The sequence below is a fragment of the Candidatus Blastococcus massiliensis AP3 genome (assembly GCF_000582785.1).
Lineage (GTDB): Bacteria > Actinomycetota > Actinomycetes > Mycobacteriales > Geodermatophilaceae > Blastococcus > Blastococcus massiliensis.
In genome coordinates, this window is sequence record NZ_HG931174.1 from 266,084 (window position 1) to 285,330 (window position 19,247).

The following is a 19,247-nucleotide window of genomic DNA, read 5'->3' on the forward strand; positions in this document are numbered from 1 at the left end:
ACGACCACCGTACCAGGCGGCAGGGAGGGGAGAGCGCGGGTGCGCCCTCCCCTCCCCCGCCGGTCAGTCGCCGCCCGTCCCCGAGCCGTCCGCGGCTGCCTGCGCCGCGCGGTAGGCCTCGACGGCGGCGTCCAGCTGCTCCAGCGCCCGGCCCTGGCCGGCGAAGTCACCGTTTCGCTGGGCGTCGCGCAGGGCCTCCAGAGCGGCGTTGATGTCGCCGACGGCCTCGTCCATGTCCGGGCTCGCCCCCGGCTGTCCCCCGCCGCCGGGTGCCGGAGCAGGTTCGGGCGCGGGTGCCGGCGTCGGCGCCTCCTCGCCCTCGTCCTCGTCCGGCGGAGTCACCGGTAGCCCGTCACTGTCGGTCGCGATCTCCCCGGCCCCCTCGCCGAAGACCTGGTCCAGCGCCTCCGCCAGCGTGTTGGCGTAGCCGATCTGGCCACCGAAGTTGACCAGCACCCGCTGCAGCAGCGGGAACCCGCCCTCGCCGGTGCTCTCCACGTAGAGCGGCTGCACGTAGAGCAGGCCGGCGTCCCCGATCGGCAGGGTCAGCAGGTTGCCGAGCACGGCGTTGGAGTTCTCGCTGTCGAACAGGGTGAGGTCGCGGCGGATCTCCTGGTTCGCGCCGAACGAGTTCTGCACCTGCCCCGGCCCCCGGAAGGGGGTGTTGCCCGGCAACTGCAGCACCTGGATGTCGCCGTAGCTCTCCGGCGCGCTCGACGCGGAGACGAACGCCGACAGGTTCGGCCGCTGGAAGGCGTTGAGCGCACTGGTCAGCTGGAACGTGGCCTCCGGGTCACCCGGCCGCTGGGCGAGGATGTAGTACGGCGGCTGGGCTTCCTCGACGTCCTGCGTGGGGTCGTCCGGGACCTGCCAGCGGTCACTGCCCTCGTAGAACGAGATCGGGTCGTCGACGTGGTAGCGGGTGAGGATGTCCCGCTGCACCTTGAACAGGTCCTCGGGGTACCGCAGGTGGCTCTCCAGCTCCTCGGAGACCTCGCTCTTCGCCTCGACGGTCCCGGGGAACGCCTTCATGTAGGTCTGCAGGACCGGGTCCTGCTCGTCCCACTCGTACAGCGTCACCGTGCCGTCGTAGGCGTCGACCGTGGCCTTCACCGAGTTGCGGATGTAGTTGAAGGTGTCGTTCGGCAGCGCCGTCGTCCCCGTGCCGGTCAGCGCGTCGGTCGCCGCCTCGCCCAGCTCCATCTGCTCGGAGTAGGGGTAGGAGTCCGAGGTCGTGTAGCCGTCGAGGATCCAGGTCACCCGGCCGTCGATCACCGCGGGGTACGGGTCGCCGTCGACCTCCAGGAAGGGCGCTGCCTTCTCCACCCGCTGACGGGGGTCCCGGACGTAGAGGACCTTGGACTCCTCGTTGACCGCGCTCGAGAGCAGGAAGTTCCGCTCCCGGAAGTAGACGGCGAAGGTCAGCTGTCGGAAGAAGCTGCCGGCCGAGACCCCGCCCTCACCGTCGTAGGTGTTGTTGAGCTGCCGGTCGTCCGAGCCGGGCAGGTCGGACTCGCGGGGGGCGGTGCCCTCGGGCGCGCCGACCACCGAGTAGTCGTCGATCAGCTCGCCGTAGTAGATCCGGCTCTGCTCGACCGGGATGTCACCGGTGACGGGCAGGTCGCCGGTGGTGAAGCTCGGCTCACCGCCGTCGGAGCCGCCCACGACCTCGTTGGCCGGCGCGGCGACGAAGCCGTGCCCGTGGGTGTACACCGTGTGCCGGTTGATCCAGGTGCTCTGGTTCTCCGAGAGCCCCGCGCTGTTGAGCTCGCGCACGGCCACGACGTAGTCCCGGAGCTCGCCGTCGACGACGTAGCGGTCGACGTCGAGCTTCTCGGGGAAGCCGTACCAGTTCCGGATCTGCTGGCGGGCGGTGAACGTGTCGGCCAGGACGTTCGGGTCGAGCAGACGGGCGTTCGGGATGGTCTCGGTGTCGTTGCGCAGCTCCGCCAGCGCGACCTCCGGGTCGACGGCCTCGTCCTCGCTGTCCGTCGTCGTCTCCTGGGCGTAGTCGATGTACTCGACGTCGTCCAGGCCGTACGCCTGCCGGGTCATCTCGATCGCCCGCTCGATGTACGGGGCCTCGCGCTCGTTGGCGCTGGGCTTGACCACGAACTGCTGCACGATCGCCGGGTAGGCCACGCCGATGACCAGGCTGGAGGCCAGCAGCAGCACCAGCGCCGCGGCGGGCAGCAGGAAGTTGCGGACGACGATGTTGGCGAAGAACGCGATGGCGCAGACCGCGGCGACGAAGACCAGGATCACCTTGGGCACCAGCAGCGCGTTGACGTCGGTGTAGCTGGCGCCGGTGAACACGTCGCCGCGCTCGGAGTAGACCAGTCCGTACCGGTCCAGCCAGTAGGCGACCGCCTTGAGCGCGACGAAGATGCCGAGCAGCACCGAGACCTGCACCCGCGCGGCCGAGGTCAGCTTCTGGCCGGGCGTCTGGACCCGGAGGCCACCGAACACGTAGTTGGTCAGCAGGGAGCCGATCAGCGCCAGGATGACGATGGCGAACCCGAAGCCGAGCACCAGCCGGTAGAAGGGGTACTCGAAGACGAAGAACGACAGGTCGAGGCCGAACTGCGGATCCGTCTGGCCGAACTCGGTGCTGTTGCGGAAGGTCAGCCAGGTCTCCCAGTTGCTCTGCGCGGTGAACCCGGCGAACAAGCCCAGGACGACGCCGACGGCGGTGAGCACCAGCCCGCGCCGGGGCTCCAGCGACTGCCGGTAGCGCTCGAGGTTCTGCTGCTCCAGCGACATGGGCCGGAAGGTCGGCCGGAAACGGTAGGCCAGGTAGACGGCCAGCGCCGTCAGACCACCGGTGGCCACGCCGGCGACGGCGAACAGCAGGGCCCGGCTCTGCAGCTCGGTCCAGAAGACCTCGGTGTAGCCGGTCTCGTCGAACCACAGGTAGTCGACGTAGACGTTGGTCAGCGAGCCGATCACGGTGAACAGCACGAGCAGCACGGCGATGGCGCCGAGGACCAGCTTCGCGCGCCGGGACAGCGTCGGCACCGGCACGGGGGGCCGCATGGCCACGAGCGGTCTCCTTCAGTTACGGGTCGTCAGGTGCGGATCCGGAGACGCGACCGCGTCGCCGGCGAGGTGGAGCCGACCGACCCTGGGCGCACTCCCCCGCTCATCCCAGCACAACGTGCCAGGACCGACGGGGTTCCCGGCGTCCTTCCTCAGCAGCCGGCGGGGGTGCGGCCGGCCCGGAGGTCGGCCAGTGCGGTCAGCGCGTCGTCGAGGGTGTCGACCCTGGCCAGGGGGATCCCCGGGTCCCTGGCCGCCAGGGCCTCCTCGCAGTTCCCTCCCGGCACGAGGAAGAGGTCGGCGTCGAGGTCACGGGCGGCGAGCATCTTCAGCGGTACCCCGCCGATCGGCCCGACCCGGCCGTCGACGTCGATCGTGCCGGTGCCGGCCACCAGTGCACCGCCGGTGAGGTCCTCGTCGCCGACCAGGTGGAGGATCCCGAGGGTCAGCATGAGGCCCGCCGACGGGCCACCGACGTCCTCCACCTGGATGTCGACGTCGAACGGTGCGGACGGCTGCTGCAGGACGCCGACGCCGAGCAGCGAGCCCTCGCCGTCGTCGGCGGCGCGCGTGGTGACCGTGCCGGTGCCCGGCTCGCCCAGGCGCGTGTACCCGACGGAGACGGCCGTCCGCGGCGGGATGGACGCGAGCACCGCGTCGAGGGCGTCGAGGTCGGGGGTCTGTCGGCCGTCGATCGACTCGAGGGCATCGCCCTCCTCCAGGACGGACTCCGACGGCGACCCCTCGGGCACCTGGCGGACGACGACCTTCTCCGGGAAACCGAGGTGGCCGAGCGCCACGCTCTCGGCCGCCTGCTCCGAGGTGAGGAAGGCACGGCGGTTGAGCTGGCGGGTCTCCTCCTCGGTCCGGTCGGGTGGGTACACCGACTCCTCCGGGACGACGGCCACCTCGTCGTCGAACCAGCCGCGCACCGCCTGGACCAGGCTGAGCCCGCCCCGGCCGACGCCGACGGTGGTCAGGTTGAGGTTGCCCCCGACCTCGTTGCGCTCCCGGCCCTCGATCTCGATGATCGGCTCGCCGTCGATGTCGCCGAGGGTGTCGAAGGTCGGTCCGGGCACCTGCGCGACGTAGGGCACGGGCAGGGTCGTGCCGAGCAGCCCGAAGACCAGCAACAGCACTCCGCTGGCGGTCAGGACGGCGATCCGACGGGTCACGACCGGCCACCCTATGTGTCACCTGCCGCTTCCCGCCCGGACGCCGGGCCGCGCCGGCCCGTGCGCCGTTCGCCCTGGGCGTGCCCAGCGCAGGGTGACGGGGGTCCACCTGCGTCTACCGTGGACGCATGAGCGACGTGCCCTTCGGCTTCGGTCTCCCCGACCGCGACCCCGAGCGCCGTGACGGCGGCGACAATCCGGGCGGAGGTGACCCCTTCGGCCTGGGGGCGCTGTTCGGTGGCATCGCCGGCGGCGGTTCTCCGGAGGACGTCCTGGGCAAGATGCCCCTGTTCGCCGAGCTGCAGAAGCTGATGAACTGGTCCGGCGGCCCGGTGAACTGGGATCTGGCCAAGCAGGGCGCCATCAGCCAGCTCTCCGCCGGTCACCAGCCGTCCTCCGACGGCGAGCGCACCGCCACGGCCGAGGCCCTGCGGCTGGCCGACCTGTGGCTGGACCAGGTGACCGAGCTGCCGTCGGGCATCGAGCGCACGGCGGCCTGGTCGCGGGTCGAGTGGGTGGAGGAGAGCCTGCCCGCCTGGGGGGCGCTCATCGATCCGCTGGCCGAGCGGGTAGTGGCGGCGATGACCAGCGCGCTGCCGCAGGAGGCGGCGATGTCCTTCGGACCGATCGCCGGGATCATGGGCCGGATGGGCGGGCTGATGTTCGGCGCCCAGGTGGGCTCGGCGCTGGCCAAGCTGGCCGACGAGGTCCTCACCAGCACCGACGTGGGGCTCCCGCTCGCGCCCGCCGGGACCGGCGTGCTCGTGCCGCAGAACGTGGCCGAGTTCGCGGCCGGGCTCGACCGCCCGGCCGACGAGGTCCGGCTCTTCCTCGCCCTGCGCGAGGCCGCGGCCCAGCGGTTGTTCGCGCACGTGCCGTGGCTGCGCCAGCAGCTCCAGGACGCCGTCCACGCCTATGCCCGCGGCATCACCATCGACCGGGAGGCCATCGAGCGGGGCGTCTCCGAGGCCTTGGCCGGCGGAGGGCTGGAGGGGCTGGACCCGAGCGACCCGGAGAGCATCCAGCGACTGCTCGGCAGCGGGCTCCTGGAGCCGGAGGAGACGCCCGAGCAGCAGATGGCGCTGCGCCGGCTGGAGACGATGCTCGCGCTGGTCGAGGGCTGGATCGACACGGTCGTCGCGGCCGCCGCGACCGACCGGCTCCCCGGCCACGGCGCGCTGGCCGAGACGATGCGTCGCCGCCGGGCCACCGGCGGGCCGGCCGAGCAGACCTTCGCCACCCTCGTGGGACTGCAGCTTCGTCCCCGCCGACTGCGTGACGCCGCGACGGTGTGGGCCGCGATGGGCCAGAAGCACGGCAACGCCGACCGCGACCGGCTCTGGAACCACCCCGACCTGCTGCCGACGTCCGAGGACCTCGACGAGCCGATGGACTTCGTCGCGCGGCAGGGGCTCGACGACGAGCTGGAGGCACTGACCGACGAGCAGCCGCCCGAGGACTGACGGCCCCGTCCGGAGGCTCGCCCCGAGCGTGCGAGGGGTGAGAGGGACGGGGCCCTCCTACTAGTCGACGACGTCGGCTGCGTCTCCGCCGGCCGCTTCGGCGGTGTTGGCCAGCTCGACGCCCTCGAGGAAGCCGCGGGCCCGCTCGGCCCGGGGATAGCGCGCCACGAGGGCCCAGAACCGCTCGTCGTGACCCGGTTCGAGCAGGTGGACCAGTTCGTGCACCAGCACGTAGTCCACGACGTACTCGGGCATCGAGCGCAGGCGGCTGGACAGCCTGATGCTGCGGTCGGCCGGGGTGCACGAACCCCACCGGCGCTGCTGGTTGTCCACCCATCGGACCGACGCCGGCTCGGCCAGCCCGTCGAGGTGCGCGGCCGAGAGCGCACGGGCGCGCAGCATCAGCTCGTCGTCGCCACCCAGGGACCGGCGGCGTCGCTCCTCGCGGGTCTGCAGCTTGGCCACCATCTGGGCCACCCAGCGACGCTCCTCGGCCGGGCTGAACGCCGCAGGGATGAGGACGACGGTGCGCCCGCTCTCGCGGTAGGCCGTCACCGTGCGCCGGCGCCGGGCGCTGCGCCGGACCTCGACGACCGACTCGGGGTCCCCACCGGGCATCGGGACCGGACCGCCGTCGTCGTCGGCCTTCCGGCGTGCCATGGGCACGGCCCGGCGCACACCCGTCGGCGCCGGCGGACCGCCGGGGAGCTCGGGGTGTGCGGAGGCGTCGGGGAGCGTTCCTGGCACGGGGGCACCGTAAGCCACTTCGCGGCCCCTGCGCGCGCCCGAGGACACCCTCTCGGGTACAGGTCGCACGGACGGTGGACATGGTGCGTCCCCGGCCGGTGACGACGGCGGCCCGGAGGTACGTTCCACAGCCCCCGGGAGGGGAAACCGCAGGTCGACCGGGGTCCTGCTCGTCACCGCGCGGAGTTGTCCCCCGGTGCGCCCCCTGCGCACGCACAGGGACACGCCGACTGTTCCCCACGTGCTCCACAGGCTTGTCCACAGGTTGTGGGAACCGTTCTGTTCGTGTACGCCCCGCGAGCGGCGGAACGGCCCGGAAACGGACGCCCGCCGCCGGTACCGCAGGGCACGAGCACGGGTAGCGTCCCTGCGCAATGGCGCCCGGCGAGCGTGCCGAGACGCCCCCGAGACGAGGAGATCCCGTGGCTGAGAGCTACAACGGCTACTGCGTGAAGTGCAAGGAGAAGCGCGACTTCGACGGCGAGGTCAAGGTGAGCGAGTCGGGGCGTCGCATGGCTCAGGGCACCTGCCCGGTCTGCGGCACCAAGATGAACCGGATCCTCGGCAAGGCCTAGTCGGCCCCCTGCAGGGGCCCGATGCGAGCTCGCGAGCGTCGGGGGGCCGGGGTCCTTGCGGTCTGATGGCGGCGTCCCTCTGGGGCGCCGCCGTCGTCGTCCCGGCCTGTGGACGGCGCCAGCGGCGCAACCGCCCGCGCTGCGACCCTCCCCTGGTGAGCGACACGGCCCATCCCCTGCTGCCCGCGGCCACGCCCCTGCTGCGCCGCGGCGTCGACTCCCTCCAGATCGGCGGGGTGGACTCCACCGACGGGCTGCTGGTCACCCCCCACCCCGACGGCCTGGCGGGTCTGCTGCGCGGCCTCGACGGGCGGCGGGTGCAGCGGGCCGTGCTGGCCGACGCCGCCCGGCAGGGGCTCGACCCGGGGGCGGTGTCCGCGGTGCTCGACGGGCTGCGCGCCACCCGGGTGCTCGTCGACGTCGACGCCGCCGACCTGGTGGCGAGCGACGCGGGGCCGGCCGCAGCGGCCCGCCGCGCCGCCGAGGCCCCGCCGGCCGGTGGCTGGCGGGCCCGGCGGTCGGCCGTCGTCCTCGTCGAAGGGGCCACCCGCGTCGGCACGCCACTGGCCGCCGTCCTGGCCGCCAGCGGAGTCGGGCGGGTGAGCGTCCGCGACAGCGCCGTGGTCTCCGCCGGCGACGCCGTCGTCGGCGGGGCCACCGCCGCCGACGAAGGACGGCCACGGTCGCTCGCCGCGGCCGACGCGGTGCGCCGGGCCAGCCCGCTCACCGACCTGCGGCCGGTACCGGAGGGCACCCGCCCCGACCTCGTCGTGCTGGCCCGGCCGTGGGCCGCCTCCGACCCGGCCGCCGCAGCCTGGGCCCGGGCTGGCGTGCCGCACCTGGTCGCCACCGTGCGCGGAGCCACCGGCGTGGTGGGACCGCTGGTCGTCCCGGGTGTGACCAGCTGCCTGCGGTGCGCCGACCTGCACCGCCGGGACGCCGATCCGCGCTGGCCGCACCTCGCCGCCCAGCTCACCGCCACCGAACCGCCCCCCAGCGGCGCGACCGTCACCTGCCTGCTCACCGCCGTGACCGCCGCCGTCCAGGTGCTGGCCTACCTCGACGGCGACGCCGCGCCGGTGACGCTGGATGCGACCCTGGACATCGCCCCACCGGACCTCGTCCCCCGTCGGCGACCGTGGCCGTCCCACCCCGACTGCGGCTGCGTCCGGCGGGTCGACGAGGCGACAGGGGACAATGGCCCGTGAGCGCGCTCGCGGGTTCCCCCGAGGCGACCCCGCGATGCCGCCGGGGCCGGGCACGGCGCCGACGAGGAGGACGCGTGAGTGACGACCGACCGGTGATGCCGCGGGGCTCGGTGTCGCGGACCGCGCGACTTGCCTCCCTCCCCCTGGGCGCCGCGGGCCGGGCCACCCTCGGGCTGGGCAAGCGGCTCTCCGGCCAGTCCGCGGATGCCGTCACCGCCGAGCTCCAGCAGCGCACCGCCGAGCAGCTCTTCGCCGTGCTGGGCCAGCTCAAGGGCGGCGCCATGAAGCTGGGGCAGACGCTCTCGGTGTTCGAGGCCGCGGTTCCCGAGGAGATGGCCGCCCCCTACCGCGAGGCGCTGGTCAAGCTCCAGGAGGAGGCGCCGCCCATGCCGGTGCGCACCGTGCACGCGGTGCTCGCCCAGCAGCTCGGCGGCACGTGGCGCCAGCGGTTCAAGGAGTTCGACGACCAGCCGGCCGCGGCGGCGAGCATCGGCCAGGTGCACCGGGCCACCTGGCGCGACGGGCGCGACGTCGCCGTGAAGATCCAGTACCCGGGCGCGGCCACGGCGCTCATGTCCGACCTCAACCAGCTCGCCCGCTTTGCCCGCCTGTTCGCGGCGATCTTCCCCGGCATGGACGTCAAGCCGCTGATCGCCGAGCTCAAGGCCCGCGTGGTCGAGGAGCTGGACTACACCCTCGAGGCCGACGCCCAGCGCGGCTTCGCCGCGGCGTACCCCGACGACCCGCAGATCGTGGTTCCGCGGGTGGTGGCGAGCGCGCCCAAGGTCATCGTCTCCGAGTGGCTCGAGGGCACGCCGCTGTCGCGGATCATCACCTCCGGCACCCGCGAGCAGCGCGACCGCGCGGGCATGCTGATGGCGCTGCTGCACTTCTCCGCGCCGCAGCGGGCGGGGCTGCTGCACGCCGATCCGCACCCGGGCAACTTCCGCTTGCTGCCCGACGGCCGGCTCGGCGTCATCGACTTCGGGGCGACCGCGCGGCTGCCCGACGGCCACCCCGAGCCGATCGGCCGGCTGCTGCGCTGGGCCCTGGAGGGCCGGGCCGACGAGGTGCTCGCCGACCTGCGTGCCGAGGGCTTCGTCCTGCCGACGGCGCACATCGACGCCCAGGGCGTGCACGACTTCCTGCGTCCGATGCTCGACCCGGTCGCGGAGCCCCGGTTCCACTTCACTCGCGCCTGGATGCAGGAGCAGGCGGCCCGGGTCTCCGATCCGCGCAACGAGGCCAGCCGGCTGGGCCGGCAGCTCAACCTGCCGCCTGCCTACCTGCTGATCCACCGGGTGACGATCGGCTCGATCGGCGTGCTCTGCCAGCTCGACTCCGAGGGCGCCTTCCGCGGCGTCCTCGAGGAGTGGCTCCCCGGCTTCACCGAGTGAACCGGGCCGGACGCTCGGAGAGCGTCCGGCCCGGTCGGTCACTACACAGAGGCGCTGAGCCGGGCGGCGCGCCGCGCCGCCCGCTCGGCACGCAGGGCGGCCTTGCGCGCCCGGTACAGGCGGTGCGCACGGGAGACCCGCTGGGCCTCCTCCTGCATCTCCTGCATCCGTCTGTGGGCGAGTACCTGCTCGTACGAGTGCATGATCGTGTCCTCGGTGGTCGATGCTGATGCGGGCGCCCGCGTCGAGGGGACGGGGGCGAACTGCTGCCGGCTGGTCATGCGGCGGTCACCTTGCGGGGACGGCCACGGGGTCGCTTGCGCGCGATGACCACCCCGCGGTCGAAGATCTCGCCTCCCCAGACGCCCCAGGGCTCGGCGCGGTCCAGCGCACCGGCCAGGCAGGCGTCCCGGACCGGGCAGGCCGCGCAGAACGCCTTGGCGCGTTCCAGCTCGGCGGGGCTCTCGGCGAACCAGAGCTCCGGGTCCTCCTGCCGGCACGGCATCGGGTGCCGCACCGGTGCGGGTGACAGAGGCGTGTGCGGCCGTCGCGGTGTCGCGCCGCCGGTCCGGGGCAGGCCGGGCCGGTGGAGGGACATCGGGCGGTCGAGCGTCTGCTGCACTGCCGCTCCTCCTCGTGCTCGTCGTCTGACGGCCGGCGGGGACCCGCCGACCGAAGTCGGGGCCGGGTGCCGCGGAGGAAAAGAAAGAAGCCGCGGATCCCGGGATTCGGGTTCCGCGGCCTCGAGGAGGACCGGCGAGCGGTTAGCTCTGCGGTCTCCCCGGGGGGTGGATCCCGAGGGTGGTGCCGTTGTTCTCGGTGGTGGTGCTCATGGGCGCGATGCCGGCGAGGTCCTTCAGGTAGGACGGGCGAGCGGTGTGGCGCTCATCGATGGCGCGGAGACGAACCGCGACGGGCACACCGGTCCCCTGGACCTGGGCTGCGACGGGCGCGACGACGATCCGGTTGCCGCCGGCCGCCAGGCAGGCGGCCGGACGCACGGCGACGCCGCCCGAGCCGGGGAACCCGGTGGGGGCGTCGGTCCACGTCGTGCTGATCACGTCACCCCTCCTTCCGGTTCTCGAGCGCGGCCGGACGGCCGTGCTCGGGGCTGGGTGCAGCTGGTGTGGTTCAGGACACTAGGAGCGAGCGCTCCGGACGGTCAATCGAATTAACGCCACATACCGCAAAAAGATGGTCAGACCCCTCGGAAGCCCGCCGGGCGGCCGCTGGATCAGCCGGAGACGGCCGCCAGCACGTCCTCGCCGTAGAGCTCGAGCTTGCGGGCGCCGATGCCGGGCAGAGCGGAGAGCTCCCGCAGGCTGGCCGGACGGGTCTCCGCGATTGCCTGGAGCGTGGCGTCGGTGAAGACGACGTAGGCCGGCACCGAGGCCGTCTGCGCGGCCTGACTGCGCCACGCCCGCAGCCGCTCGAACAGCTCCCCGGCCTCTCCCTCGAGCACCACCTTGGGTCGCTTCGTGGTCCGCCTGGCCGGCGGCGCGGTCGGACCGGAGTCGGGCGCCAGTCCGGTGAGGAAGCGACTGCGCGGCCTGGCCCGCTTGGCACCCGGGTTGCGCGCCAGCGACCACGACAGGGCGAGCTGCTCCCGGGCCCGGGTGATGGCGACGTAGAGCAGCCGCCGCTCCTCCTCGACCGCATCGGGCCGCGACAGCGACTGCGCGATCGGCAGCACGCCGTCGACGAGTCCGACGACGAAGACGGCGTCCCACTCCAGGCCCTTGGCCGCGTGCATGGACGCCAGCGTCACGCCCTGCACGGTCGGCGCGTGCTGGGCGTCGGCCCGCGCGGCCAGGTGGGCGACGAACCCGGGCAGGTCCAGCGACGGGTTCTCCGCGACCAGGTCGACGGCCAGGTCGACCAGGGCAGCCAGGGACTGCCAGCGGTCACGGGCCGCCCCACCGGAGGGGGGACGGTGCTCCACCCAGCCGGTGGACGCGAGCACGTCGCGGACGGTCGGCACGAGCATGCCCGGCTCGCTGCCGCCGGCGGCCGCGCCACGGAGCAGCAGCACCGCCTCGCGCACCTCGGGCCGCTCGAAGAAGCGCTCGCCGCCCCTGAGCACGTAAGGGACGCCGACGTCGGAGAGCGCCGACTCGTACACCTGCGACTGCGCGTTGATCCGGAACAGCACGGCGATCTCGCTGGCCGGGGTGCCCTCGTCGATCAGCGCCTTGCAGCGGGCGGCGACGGCCGCGGCCTCGGCCGGCTCGTCGGGGTACTCCTTGAACGTGGGCTCGGCGGCGTCGGCTCGCTGGCCCAGCAGCCGGAGCCCGGGCAGGCCCTTGCGCTTCGGAGCCATGCCGATCAGCCGGTTCGCCAGGCCGACCACCTGCGGCGTCGACCGGTAGTCGCGTTCGAGCTTGACCACCTCGGCGTCGGGATAGCGGTCGGCGAAGCCCAGCAGGTAGTCGGGGTCGGCGCCGGTGAAGGAGTAGATGGTCTGGTTCGGGTCGCCCACGACGCAGACCTCGGCGCGCCCGCCGAGCCACGCGTCCAGCAGCCGCTGCTGCAGCGGGTTGACGTCCTGGTACTCGTCGACGACGAAGTACCGGTACTGGTCGCGCACCGCACGGGCCACGTCGGGGTGGCCCTCGAGCGCGTAGGCGGTGACGAGGAGGAGGTCCTCGAAGTCCAGGGCGCCGTCGCGCTCCTTGGCCGACTCGTAGCTGGCGTAGACGGCGGCGACCGCGGCGGCCTCGAACGGGGGCTCGCGCCCGGCCGCCTTGGCGCGGGCCGGGTAGTCCTCCGGCGTCGCCAGCGTCGTCTTCGCCCACTCGATCTCGCTGGCCAGGTCGCGCAGGCTGGTGCGGTCGGTGGTGAGCCGGTTGCGCGCGGCGGCGGTGGCGACCACCCGCAGCTTGTTCTCGATCAGCTGGGGCATGGGGCCGCCCAGGACGCGCGGGGCGAAGTAGCGCAGCTGGCGCATCGCCGCGGCGTGGAACGTGCGGGCCTGGACCCCTCCGACGTCGAGGGCGTTGAGCCGGGTGCGGAGCTCGCCGGCGGCGCGGGCGGTGAAGGTCACCGCGAGCACCTGCTCGGGAACGTAGACGCCGGTGTGCACCCCGTAGGCGATGCGATGGGTGATCGTGCGGGTCTTCCCGGTGCCGGCGCCGGCCAGGATGCAGACGGGACCGGTGACCGCCTGCGCCGCGGCCTGCTGCTCGGCGTCCAGCCCGGCCAGCACCTCCTCCGCGCGCGTGTCCGCCCGAGTCCCCGCGCTCAACGGCGGCATCGGATCACTCTTTCCAGTGGCACGGACCGATCCTCCCAGCCGCTACCGACGTCGTGGGGGAAGCATCCCCAGGACGGCCGCGTTGACCGGGGCACACGCGTGCTGTCCGCCCAGGGGTGGACCCGCCACGCTCGACCAGGGAGGATCCCCTCGATGACCACGACCCCCGGCGCCGCCGTGACGATGTACACCACGACGTGGTGTGGCTACTGCGTCCGGCTGAAGAAGCTCATGCAGATCGAGGGCATCGACTTCGCCGAGGTGGACATCGAGCAGGACGAGGCGGCCGCGGACCTGGTCTCGAACGCCAACGGTGGCAACCGCACCGTGCCCACGCTGATCTTCCGCGACGGGACCGCGCTCACCAACCCCGGCATCGACCAGGTCAAGGCGCAGCTCGCCTCGGCCGCGGAGGCGTGACGGTCCCGTGATCCCCGGTCCCCGCCCCTCGGACGGGCAGTCGCGCCCGGTCCCGGGTGCGGGTGGCCCGGCGCCGGTCGTCGTGACCCGCACGCCGGAGGGCTGGGCGGTCGTGTCGACGGCCGGCTCCGAGGCGGTCGCCGACCTGGTCGAGGGCCTGTCCCTGGCCGACCTCGTCGCCGAGGAGTTCGGCCTGCTGCCCGAGCCGGACCGGTCGGCCCGTCGCTCCGCCCGCGGCGCCGCCGGGGACGCCGGCGACGACGACCCGGCCGCCGTCCGCATCGCCGCGCTCGAGCGCACCGTGGCCCAGCTCGAGCACGCCCTGGCCGCGCGCGTGGCCACCGAGCGCGCCATCGGCGTGCTGGCCGAGCGGCACTCGCTCAGCGTCCGCGCCGCCTTCGAGGCGCTGCGCCGCGATGCCCGGTCCCAGGGCCGGCCAGTCGCCGAACTGGCCCGCGAGGTGCTCGACGGCCTGGCCGCGGAGCTCCCCGCCGTCCCGGAGCAGACCGTTGCGGTGGGCGCCGCGGACGGCCGGTCCTGACCCGCCCCGAACCGCTCACCCCGGCCGCGCTGGCCGACCGGCTCGCCGAGCTGCTGGCCGGGCTGCCGCCCGAGCCGGACGCCGCCGCCCTGCGCGTCGCCGTCGACGGGCCGGAGCTGGCCGAGCCGCAGACCCTGGCCCGAGCGCTCGCGGACCGGCTGCCCGCGCTGGGTCGCGGCTCCGTCGTCGTGCCCGCCGAAGGCTTCTACCGCCCGGCGTCCCTGCGGCTCGAGCACGGCCGCACCGACCCCGACGCCCGCTACACCGACTGGCTGGACGCCGGCGCCCTGACCCGGGAGGTGCTCGCCCCGGTGGGAGCCGGTGGCTCCGGCCGCTATCTCCCCGTGCTGTGGGACCTGGCCCGCGACCGTGCTGCCCGTGCCCACCCGGAGCCGGCGCCCGCCGGCGGCGTCCTGCTCGTGCCCGGCACCCTGCTGCAGGGCATCGGCCTGCCGTTCGACGTCGTGGTCCACCTGCGGGTCAGTCCTGCCGCCCGCCGCCGGCGCACCCCGGACGACCAGGCGTGGGCGCTGCCGGCGTTCGACCGCTACGACGACGAGGTCGATCCGATGGCGCTCGCCGACGCCGTGGTGCTGGCCGACCACGCCGACCGTCCAGCGCTCGTGCTCGCCGGCCGCCTTCTCTGACGGCCTGCCTGCAGGGGCCCGCCGCGAGCGTGCGAGCGGTGGGGGGCGGGCAGGTCCTTACCCGAACTCGCCGGCCAGCCAGCGGTCGATGATGTTGCGGGCGATGGAGACCGCCGGCGGCAGCGCGGACAGGCCCTCGCCCGCGCGCAACTGCTCCCGGGAGAACCAGCGGGCCTCCTCGATCTCGGAGGGATCGAGGATCAGGTCGCCGGCGCTCTCGGCGCGGGCGACGAAGCCCAGCATGAGCGACTGCGGGAACGGCCAGGGCTGGCTGCCGACGTAGCGCACGTCGGTGACCTGCAGCCCCACCTCCTCGGCGACCTCCCGGACGACGGCGGCCTCGGCGGACTCCCCCGGCTCGACGAAGCCGGCCAGGATCGAGAACCGGCCGGGGGGCCAGACCGCCTGCCGGCCCAGCACGACGCGCCCGTCTCCGTCGTGCACGAGCATGATCACGGCCGGGTCCACGCGCGGGAAGAGGTCGGTGCCGGTGGTCGGGTCGCGCTGCACCCACCCGGCCCGCTCGATCACGGTGGCCGCGCCGGTGAGCGGGCTGAAGCGGTTGCGCTCGTGCCACTCCATGATGCCGACGGCCTGCACCAGCAGACCGGCGTCGAGGTCGCCCAGCTCCGTGGCGAGGTCGCGCAGTCCGGCCCAGCGGTCGACCGGGCGGCCGCTGACCGTGAGGGCCCGCTCCCCGCGGACGGCGGCGTACGGGACGCCGTCGGCCTCACCGAGGAAGATCGCGCCGACGGGCAGCTCGGGCTGCTCGTCCCAGATCAGCCGGGTGCCGTCCGGCGTCTGCTCCACGGGGGCGGTGCGGTGCCGGTCGACGGTGAGCACGAGCACGGGACGGCCACCGGTCGGGTCCGGCAGGGACCGGGCGAGGTGGGCCCGGTCGTGGGCGACGCGGGAGAGCACCGGGACCGTGCCGCTCGACGGGATCTCCGCGGACGGCCAGGCGCCCCCGGAACCGCGCTCGGGATCGGCGGTGGGCGGCGGGTTGTCGGCCGGGGTGCTGCCTCCGGGCGGGACCGTCACTCCCCGGTGTCCCGTCGGACGGCGAGCTCGCCGACGGCGGCCAGCGGGGCCTCGACGTGCTCCGCGTCCCCGACGACGACGGCGGTGAGCGCGGACGGGGCGAGGTAGCGGCGCGAGACCTCCTGCACCTGGTCGACGGTGACCGCCTCCAGCGCGCTCTGGTGCTCGGCCAGCCATCCGGCGGGGAGCCCGGCGCCGACCAACGCGGAGAGGGTGCTGGCCAGCCCGGCGTGGGTGGCCGTCGCGAGCGCCATGCTGCCCAGGACGTACCGCCGCGCCGCGTCGAGCTCGGCCTCGGTGACGGGTGTCAGCGCCATGCGGCCGAGCTCGTAGGTCGTCTCCAGGAGCGCGGGGCCGGTGACCTCGGTGGCGACGTCGGCCTCGACGAGGAAGGACGACGCCCCGGCCAGGTGCTCGACGGAGCTGCGCGGGCTGTAGCTGTAGCCCCGCCGCTCGCGGATGTTCTCGACCAGCCGGGAGGAGAAGTAACCGCCGAACACCATGGCGGCCAGCCGCACCGCCGGCAGGTCGGGGTCGGTCCGGCCCGGGGCCGGGCCACCCAGCCGGATGTTGGACTGCACCGCTCCCGGCCGGTCGACCAGCTCGAGCACCGGCGAGTGCTGCGAGGGAGCCGGCTCGGACTCCACGGCCCGACCGGGGCCGGTCCAGCCGGCCAGCGCGTCGGCGACGGCGTCCGTGGCGGCCGAGGGATCCAGGTCCCCGACGAGCACGAGGGAGCTGCCCGCGGGCAGGACCGCTTCGCGGTGCAACTGGTGCAGCGCCCCGTCCGTGACCCCGGCGACGTCGTCGGGCTCGGGCAGGGAGATCGCGTACGGGTGTCCGGCGTAGCGCCGCGCACTGAGCGCCGCCCGGGCGATGACGCCGGGCTGGGAACGGGCGATGGTGATCCGCTCGGCCAGCCGGTCGCGCTCGCCCTCCACGCCGTCGGCGGGATAGGTGGCCGAGGTGAGCAGCTCCGCGAGCACGTCCAGGACCGGCCGCAGGCCGCCGGGCAGGAGCGTGGTGCCCAGCAGCAGCCGGTCGCTGTCGGTGGAGACGGCCATCTCCGCGCCGTGGCCCTGCAGGAGCTGGGCGATCCCGGTCTGGTCGTGCGACGCGGTGCCCAGCAGGACGGCGCCGGAGAGCACGGCGGCGCGCGCGGAGTGCGCGCCGGCCGCGCCTGCGACGGACGGGGCGAAGGGCACCCGCAGGCGGAGCTCCACCAGGGGCACGCCCGGACGTGGCACCACCACGACCCGCAACCCGTTCGGCAGCGTCGTCTCCGTGGCCGCCGGCACCGGCTGGGGGCGGGGTTCGCCCAGGGGCGGGATCAGGGAGAGGTCCAGGGTCGCGCTCACCGCCGTCCTCCCGCCGGGCGCAGCTCGAGCACGGCGACGGTGCCGGGATCCAGCCCACGGGCCGCCGTCCGCACCTGCTCGGGGGTGACCGCGGCCAGCCGGGCGGCGAGCTCGCCGGCCAGCTCGGCGCGGCCGTGGACGAGCTCGGCGGCGGCGAAGGCGAGGGTGCGGCCGAGCACGGAGTCGGCCTGGCGCAGCAGCTGCGCCTCGGTGCGGGCCTGCACGCGCCGCAGCTCGTCGTCCGGGACGCCGTCGGTCGCGAGGCGGTCGATCTCCTCGTGCACCGCGGCGGTGACGCGCTCGACCGGCACGGCGGCCGGGTGGTGCACCTGGGCGGTGAGCAGCGTGGCGTCCCGGACGTCGAACGGGTCGCCGAAGAGCCCGACGTAGCTGCTCTGCGCGATCGCGATGCGGTCGTCGTGGATGAGCCGGCGCTCCAGCCGGGAGGCGTCGCCCTCGCTGAGCAGCTCGGCCAGCAGCACGGTGCCGAGGTAGGCGTCGAAGTCGGCGACCGGATCGGGCACCCGCCAGCCCAGGGCCACGGCCGGCGCGGGGGCCAGCCGGTCCTCGACGACGGCCGAGCGCACCGAGGTCGGCGCCGGCTCACCGGTCAGCGGGGTCGGGGGCACCTCGCGGGCGGCGACGGGGCCGAACCAGCGCCGGACCAGCCTCTCGGTCTCGGCGACGTCGAGGTCACCGCCCAGGCAGAGCACCGCGTTGCCCGGGGCGTAGTACTTGTGGAAGAAGTCGGCCGCGTCGTCGACGGTCGAGGACTCCAGGTCGACGAACGAGCCGTAGCCGTCGTGGGTGTTGGCGAAGCTCTCGAAGGCCACCTGCGGCAGCTGCAGCCAGGGGAAGGCGCCGTAGGGCCGGTTGAGGACGTTGACCCGGATCTCCTCCTTGACCACGTCGATCTGGTTGCGGAGGTTCTCCTCGGTGATGGCCGGGGCCGCCATGCGGTCGGCCTCCAGGAAGAGCGCGCGCTCGAGAGCTTCGGCCGGCAGTGCCTCGAAGTAGTTCGTGTAGTCCTGGTGGGTGGAGCCGTTGAACGTGCCGCCGGCGGCCTGCACCAGCCGGGCGTGCTCCATCTTCGGCACGTGCGCCGAACCCTGGAACATCAGGTGCTCGAAGAGGTGGGCGAAACCGGTCCGGCCTTCGGGTTCGTTGCGCATGCCCACGTCGTAGAAGACGCTCACCGTCACCACGGGCACGCTGCGGTCCGGGGCCAGGACGACGCGCAGGCCGTTGTCCAGCGTGAACCGTTCGACCGGGTGGCGCAGCGTCAGTTCGGTTCCGGCTGCTGTCACGTCCCCGACAGTAATGGCGGGCAGCGGCGGTGCGCCGTGCGGTCGACGTCGCTGCCGTCCTCCCTCACCACGCGGCGTCCTCCCTCACCGTCCACGCCGAGGGAGGACCCTCGACGATCAGGTCACCTGATCGTCGACGGCCTTCTCACTCGAGCACGTCGACGGCCTCGATCAGCCGGTCGATGACGCCGTAGAGCTCCGCGTGCGTGTTCGGGATGGACATGTACAGCAGCGCCGGGCGGGAACGGCCGACGTCGATCAGCAGCAGCGCGGCGCGCTCCCCCGACGCGTCGTAGCCCTCGACGTCCCAGGCGAGCTGGAACTCGAGGAGGTGCGCGGCACGTCCGTCCACGGTGAGCGCCTCGTCGCGCAGGATCCGCTGCTCGTTGGGGCGCGGGTAGTAGTTGAAACGCACGCTCTCGGCCAGCGCGGCCACCGTGGTGGACAGGCTGCCCGGCCCGGACCAGCCGTAGCCGTCGATCACCGGGCCGGACGTCACCTGGGCGATGAACTCCCCGGCCGGGGTGTCCTCCTGGGTGGTGAAGTACTGGCCGGCGACGGTCGTGGTCTCGACCAGGAACGGCCGGTCGAACTCGAGCCAGCCGGTGCCGAGGTAGGGATAGGCGATGCCCGCGGACTCGTCGATGATGCGCACCGTGCCCGGCGCGAAGGTCGGCCCGGAGGGCTGCTGGCCGGACGTCGGCGGCGGCGCGTTCCGTTCGGCGACGACGTCGTCGCCACCCCCGTTGACGAGGACGAGCGCCAGCACCACGGCGACGACCACCCCCAGCACCCCGGCGATGATCCAGGCACTCCGGCTCGACCGGTCCCGTCCCGAGGGCGGGCCGGACGCCCACGGGGCCGGCTCCGGAGCCGGTGGCGGCTGCGGGGTGAACACCGGCGAGCTCTGGACGGCGACGCCCGGGCCGGCCGGGGTGGCGACGTCGGACCAGGCCGATCCGCTCCACCAGCGGACCATGCCCGGCGTGCCGTCGGGGTCGGGGTACCAGCCCGGCGGTGGAGCGGGTTGCCCGGCGGTGGTCACGGCTCAACCCTAGGCCGCGCGCGTAGCGTTC

General features: G+C 74.1%; 18 protein-coding genes. 7 read left to right on the forward strand and 11 right to left on the reverse strand.

The window, feature by feature from the left end; all coding sequences use genetic code 11:
- Positions 1-63 precede the first annotated feature (63 nt).
- Both BN344_RS09750 and BN344_RS09755 read right to left on the reverse strand, forming a co-directional pair.
- Positions 64-3,036: a UPF0182 family membrane protein gene (locus tag BN344_RS09750; RefSeq protein ID WP_231486837.1), complete on the reverse strand. Its 2,973-nt coding sequence runs from the start codon at positions 3,034-3,036 to the stop codon at positions 64-66.
- A 155-nt stretch (positions 3,037-3,191) separates the two neighbouring features.
- Positions 3,192-4,214 carry a YlbL family protein gene (locus tag BN344_RS09755; RefSeq protein WP_051515762.1) on the reverse strand — a complete coding sequence of 341 codons (1,023 nt, stop codon included), beginning with the start codon at positions 4,212-4,214 and terminating at the stop codon, positions 3,192-3,194.
- A 128-nt stretch (positions 4,215-4,342) separates the two neighbouring features.
- Here BN344_RS09755 and BN344_RS09760 point away from each other — a divergent pair, with 128 nt between their 5' ends.
- The gene (locus tag BN344_RS09760) at positions 4,343-5,677 is read left to right on the forward strand and encodes a zinc-dependent metalloprotease (protein WP_051515763.1); all 1,335 of its coding nucleotides are present in this window, start codon (positions 4,343-4,345) and stop codon (positions 5,675-5,677) included.
- Between the two features lie 60 nt (positions 5,678-5,737).
- On the opposite strand, the gene BN344_RS09765 is transcribed toward BN344_RS09760, so the two are convergent.
- Positions 5,738-6,424 carry a M48 metallopeptidase family protein gene (locus BN344_RS09765; RefSeq protein ID WP_231486695.1) on the reverse strand — a complete coding sequence of 229 codons (687 nt, stop codon included), beginning with the start codon at positions 6,422-6,424 and terminating at the stop codon, positions 5,738-5,740.
- A 422-nt stretch (positions 6,425-6,846) separates the two neighbouring features.
- On the opposite strand from BN344_RS09765, the gene BN344_RS20255 reads away from it, so the two are divergent.
- From BN344_RS20255 to BN344_RS09775, 3 genes are all read left to right on the forward strand, one after another.
- Complete coding sequence (locus BN344_RS20255; protein WP_012950213.1) at positions 6,847-6,999, forward strand: DUF5679 domain-containing protein; 153 nt, start codon at positions 6,847-6,849, stop codon at positions 6,997-6,999.
- 155 nt (positions 7,000-7,154) lie between these two features.
- Entirely contained in the window at positions 7,155-8,207 is a 1,053-nt protein-coding gene (locus BN344_RS09770; protein ID WP_040339036.1) for a ThiF family adenylyltransferase, read from the forward strand.
- Positions 8,208-8,281: 74 nt separating this feature from the next.
- Complete coding sequence (locus BN344_RS09775; protein ID WP_231486696.1) at positions 8,282-9,604, forward strand: ABC1 kinase family protein; 1,323 nt, start codon at positions 8,282-8,284, stop codon at positions 9,602-9,604.
- A gap of 41 nt (positions 9,605-9,645) precedes the next feature.
- Here the strand turns inward: BN344_RS09775 and BN344_RS09780 are convergent, their stop codons facing one another.
- From BN344_RS09780 to BN344_RS09795, 4 genes are all read right to left on the reverse strand, one after another.
- Positions 9,646-9,885 (reverse strand): hypothetical protein, encoded by a 240-nt coding sequence (locus tag BN344_RS09780; protein ID WP_040338369.1) that lies wholly within the window; start codon positions 9,883-9,885, stop codon positions 9,646-9,648.
- A complete protein-coding gene (locus tag BN344_RS09785; protein WP_231486698.1) occupies positions 9,882-10,226 on the reverse strand; it encodes a WhiB family transcriptional regulator in 345 nt (114 codons plus the stop codon). Before BN344_RS09785 ends, BN344_RS09780 begins: the two co-directional genes overlap by 4 nt.
- A 142-nt stretch (positions 10,227-10,368) precedes the next feature.
- A complete protein-coding gene (locus tag BN344_RS09790; protein ID WP_040338370.1) occupies positions 10,369-10,665 on the reverse strand; it encodes a hypothetical protein in 297 nt (98 codons plus the stop codon).
- A gap of 173 nt (positions 10,666-10,838) precedes the next feature.
- Entirely contained in the window at positions 10,839-12,848 is a 2,010-nt protein-coding gene (locus tag BN344_RS09795) for an ATP-dependent helicase (protein ID WP_040339039.1), read from the reverse strand.
- Between the two features lie 162 nt (positions 12,849-13,010).
- Between BN344_RS09795 and BN344_RS09800 the strand changes: the two genes are divergently transcribed.
- From BN344_RS09800 to BN344_RS09810, 3 genes are all read left to right on the forward strand, one after another.
- Positions 13,011-13,277, forward strand: a complete 267-nt coding sequence (locus tag BN344_RS09800; RefSeq protein WP_040338371.1) for a mycoredoxin — start codon at positions 13,011-13,013, stop codon at positions 13,275-13,277.
- 7 nt (positions 13,278-13,284) lie between these two features.
- Positions 13,285-13,818, forward strand: coding sequence for an ANTAR domain-containing protein (locus BN344_RS09805; RefSeq protein ID WP_081788522.1), 534 nt, complete (start codon positions 13,285-13,287; stop codon positions 13,816-13,818).
- Positions 13,819-14,006: 188 nt separating this feature from the next.
- On the forward strand, positions 14,007-14,465 hold the full coding sequence (locus BN344_RS09810) for a nucleoside/nucleotide kinase family protein (protein ID WP_231486700.1): 459 nt from the start codon (positions 14,007-14,009) through the stop codon (positions 14,463-14,465).
- Between the two features lie 57 nt (positions 14,466-14,522).
- On the opposite strand, the gene nudC is transcribed toward BN344_RS09810, so the two are convergent.
- The 4 genes from nudC to BN344_RS09830 form a co-directional block, all read right to left on the reverse strand.
- Complete coding sequence (nudC, locus tag BN344_RS09815; RefSeq protein ID WP_051515765.1) at positions 14,523-15,506, reverse strand: NAD(+) diphosphatase; 984 nt, start codon at positions 15,504-15,506, stop codon at positions 14,523-14,525.
- On the reverse strand, positions 15,503-16,864 hold the full coding sequence (locus BN344_RS09820) for a M16 family metallopeptidase (protein ID WP_081788523.1): 1,362 nt from the start codon (positions 16,862-16,864) through the stop codon (positions 15,503-15,505). Before BN344_RS09820 ends, nudC begins: the two co-directional genes overlap by 4 nt.
- Positions 16,861-18,171 carry a M16 family metallopeptidase gene (locus BN344_RS09825; RefSeq protein WP_040338373.1) on the reverse strand — a complete coding sequence of 437 codons (1,311 nt, stop codon included), beginning with the start codon at positions 18,169-18,171 and terminating at the stop codon, positions 16,861-16,863. The genes BN344_RS09820 and BN344_RS09825 overlap by 4 nt, the downstream gene beginning before the upstream one ends.
- 145 nt (positions 18,172-18,316) lie before the next feature.
- Entirely contained in the window at positions 18,317-19,216 is a 900-nt protein-coding gene (locus BN344_RS09830; RefSeq protein ID WP_040338374.1) for a DUF2510 domain-containing protein, read from the reverse strand.
- Between the last annotated feature and the right edge of the window lie 31 nt (positions 19,217-19,247).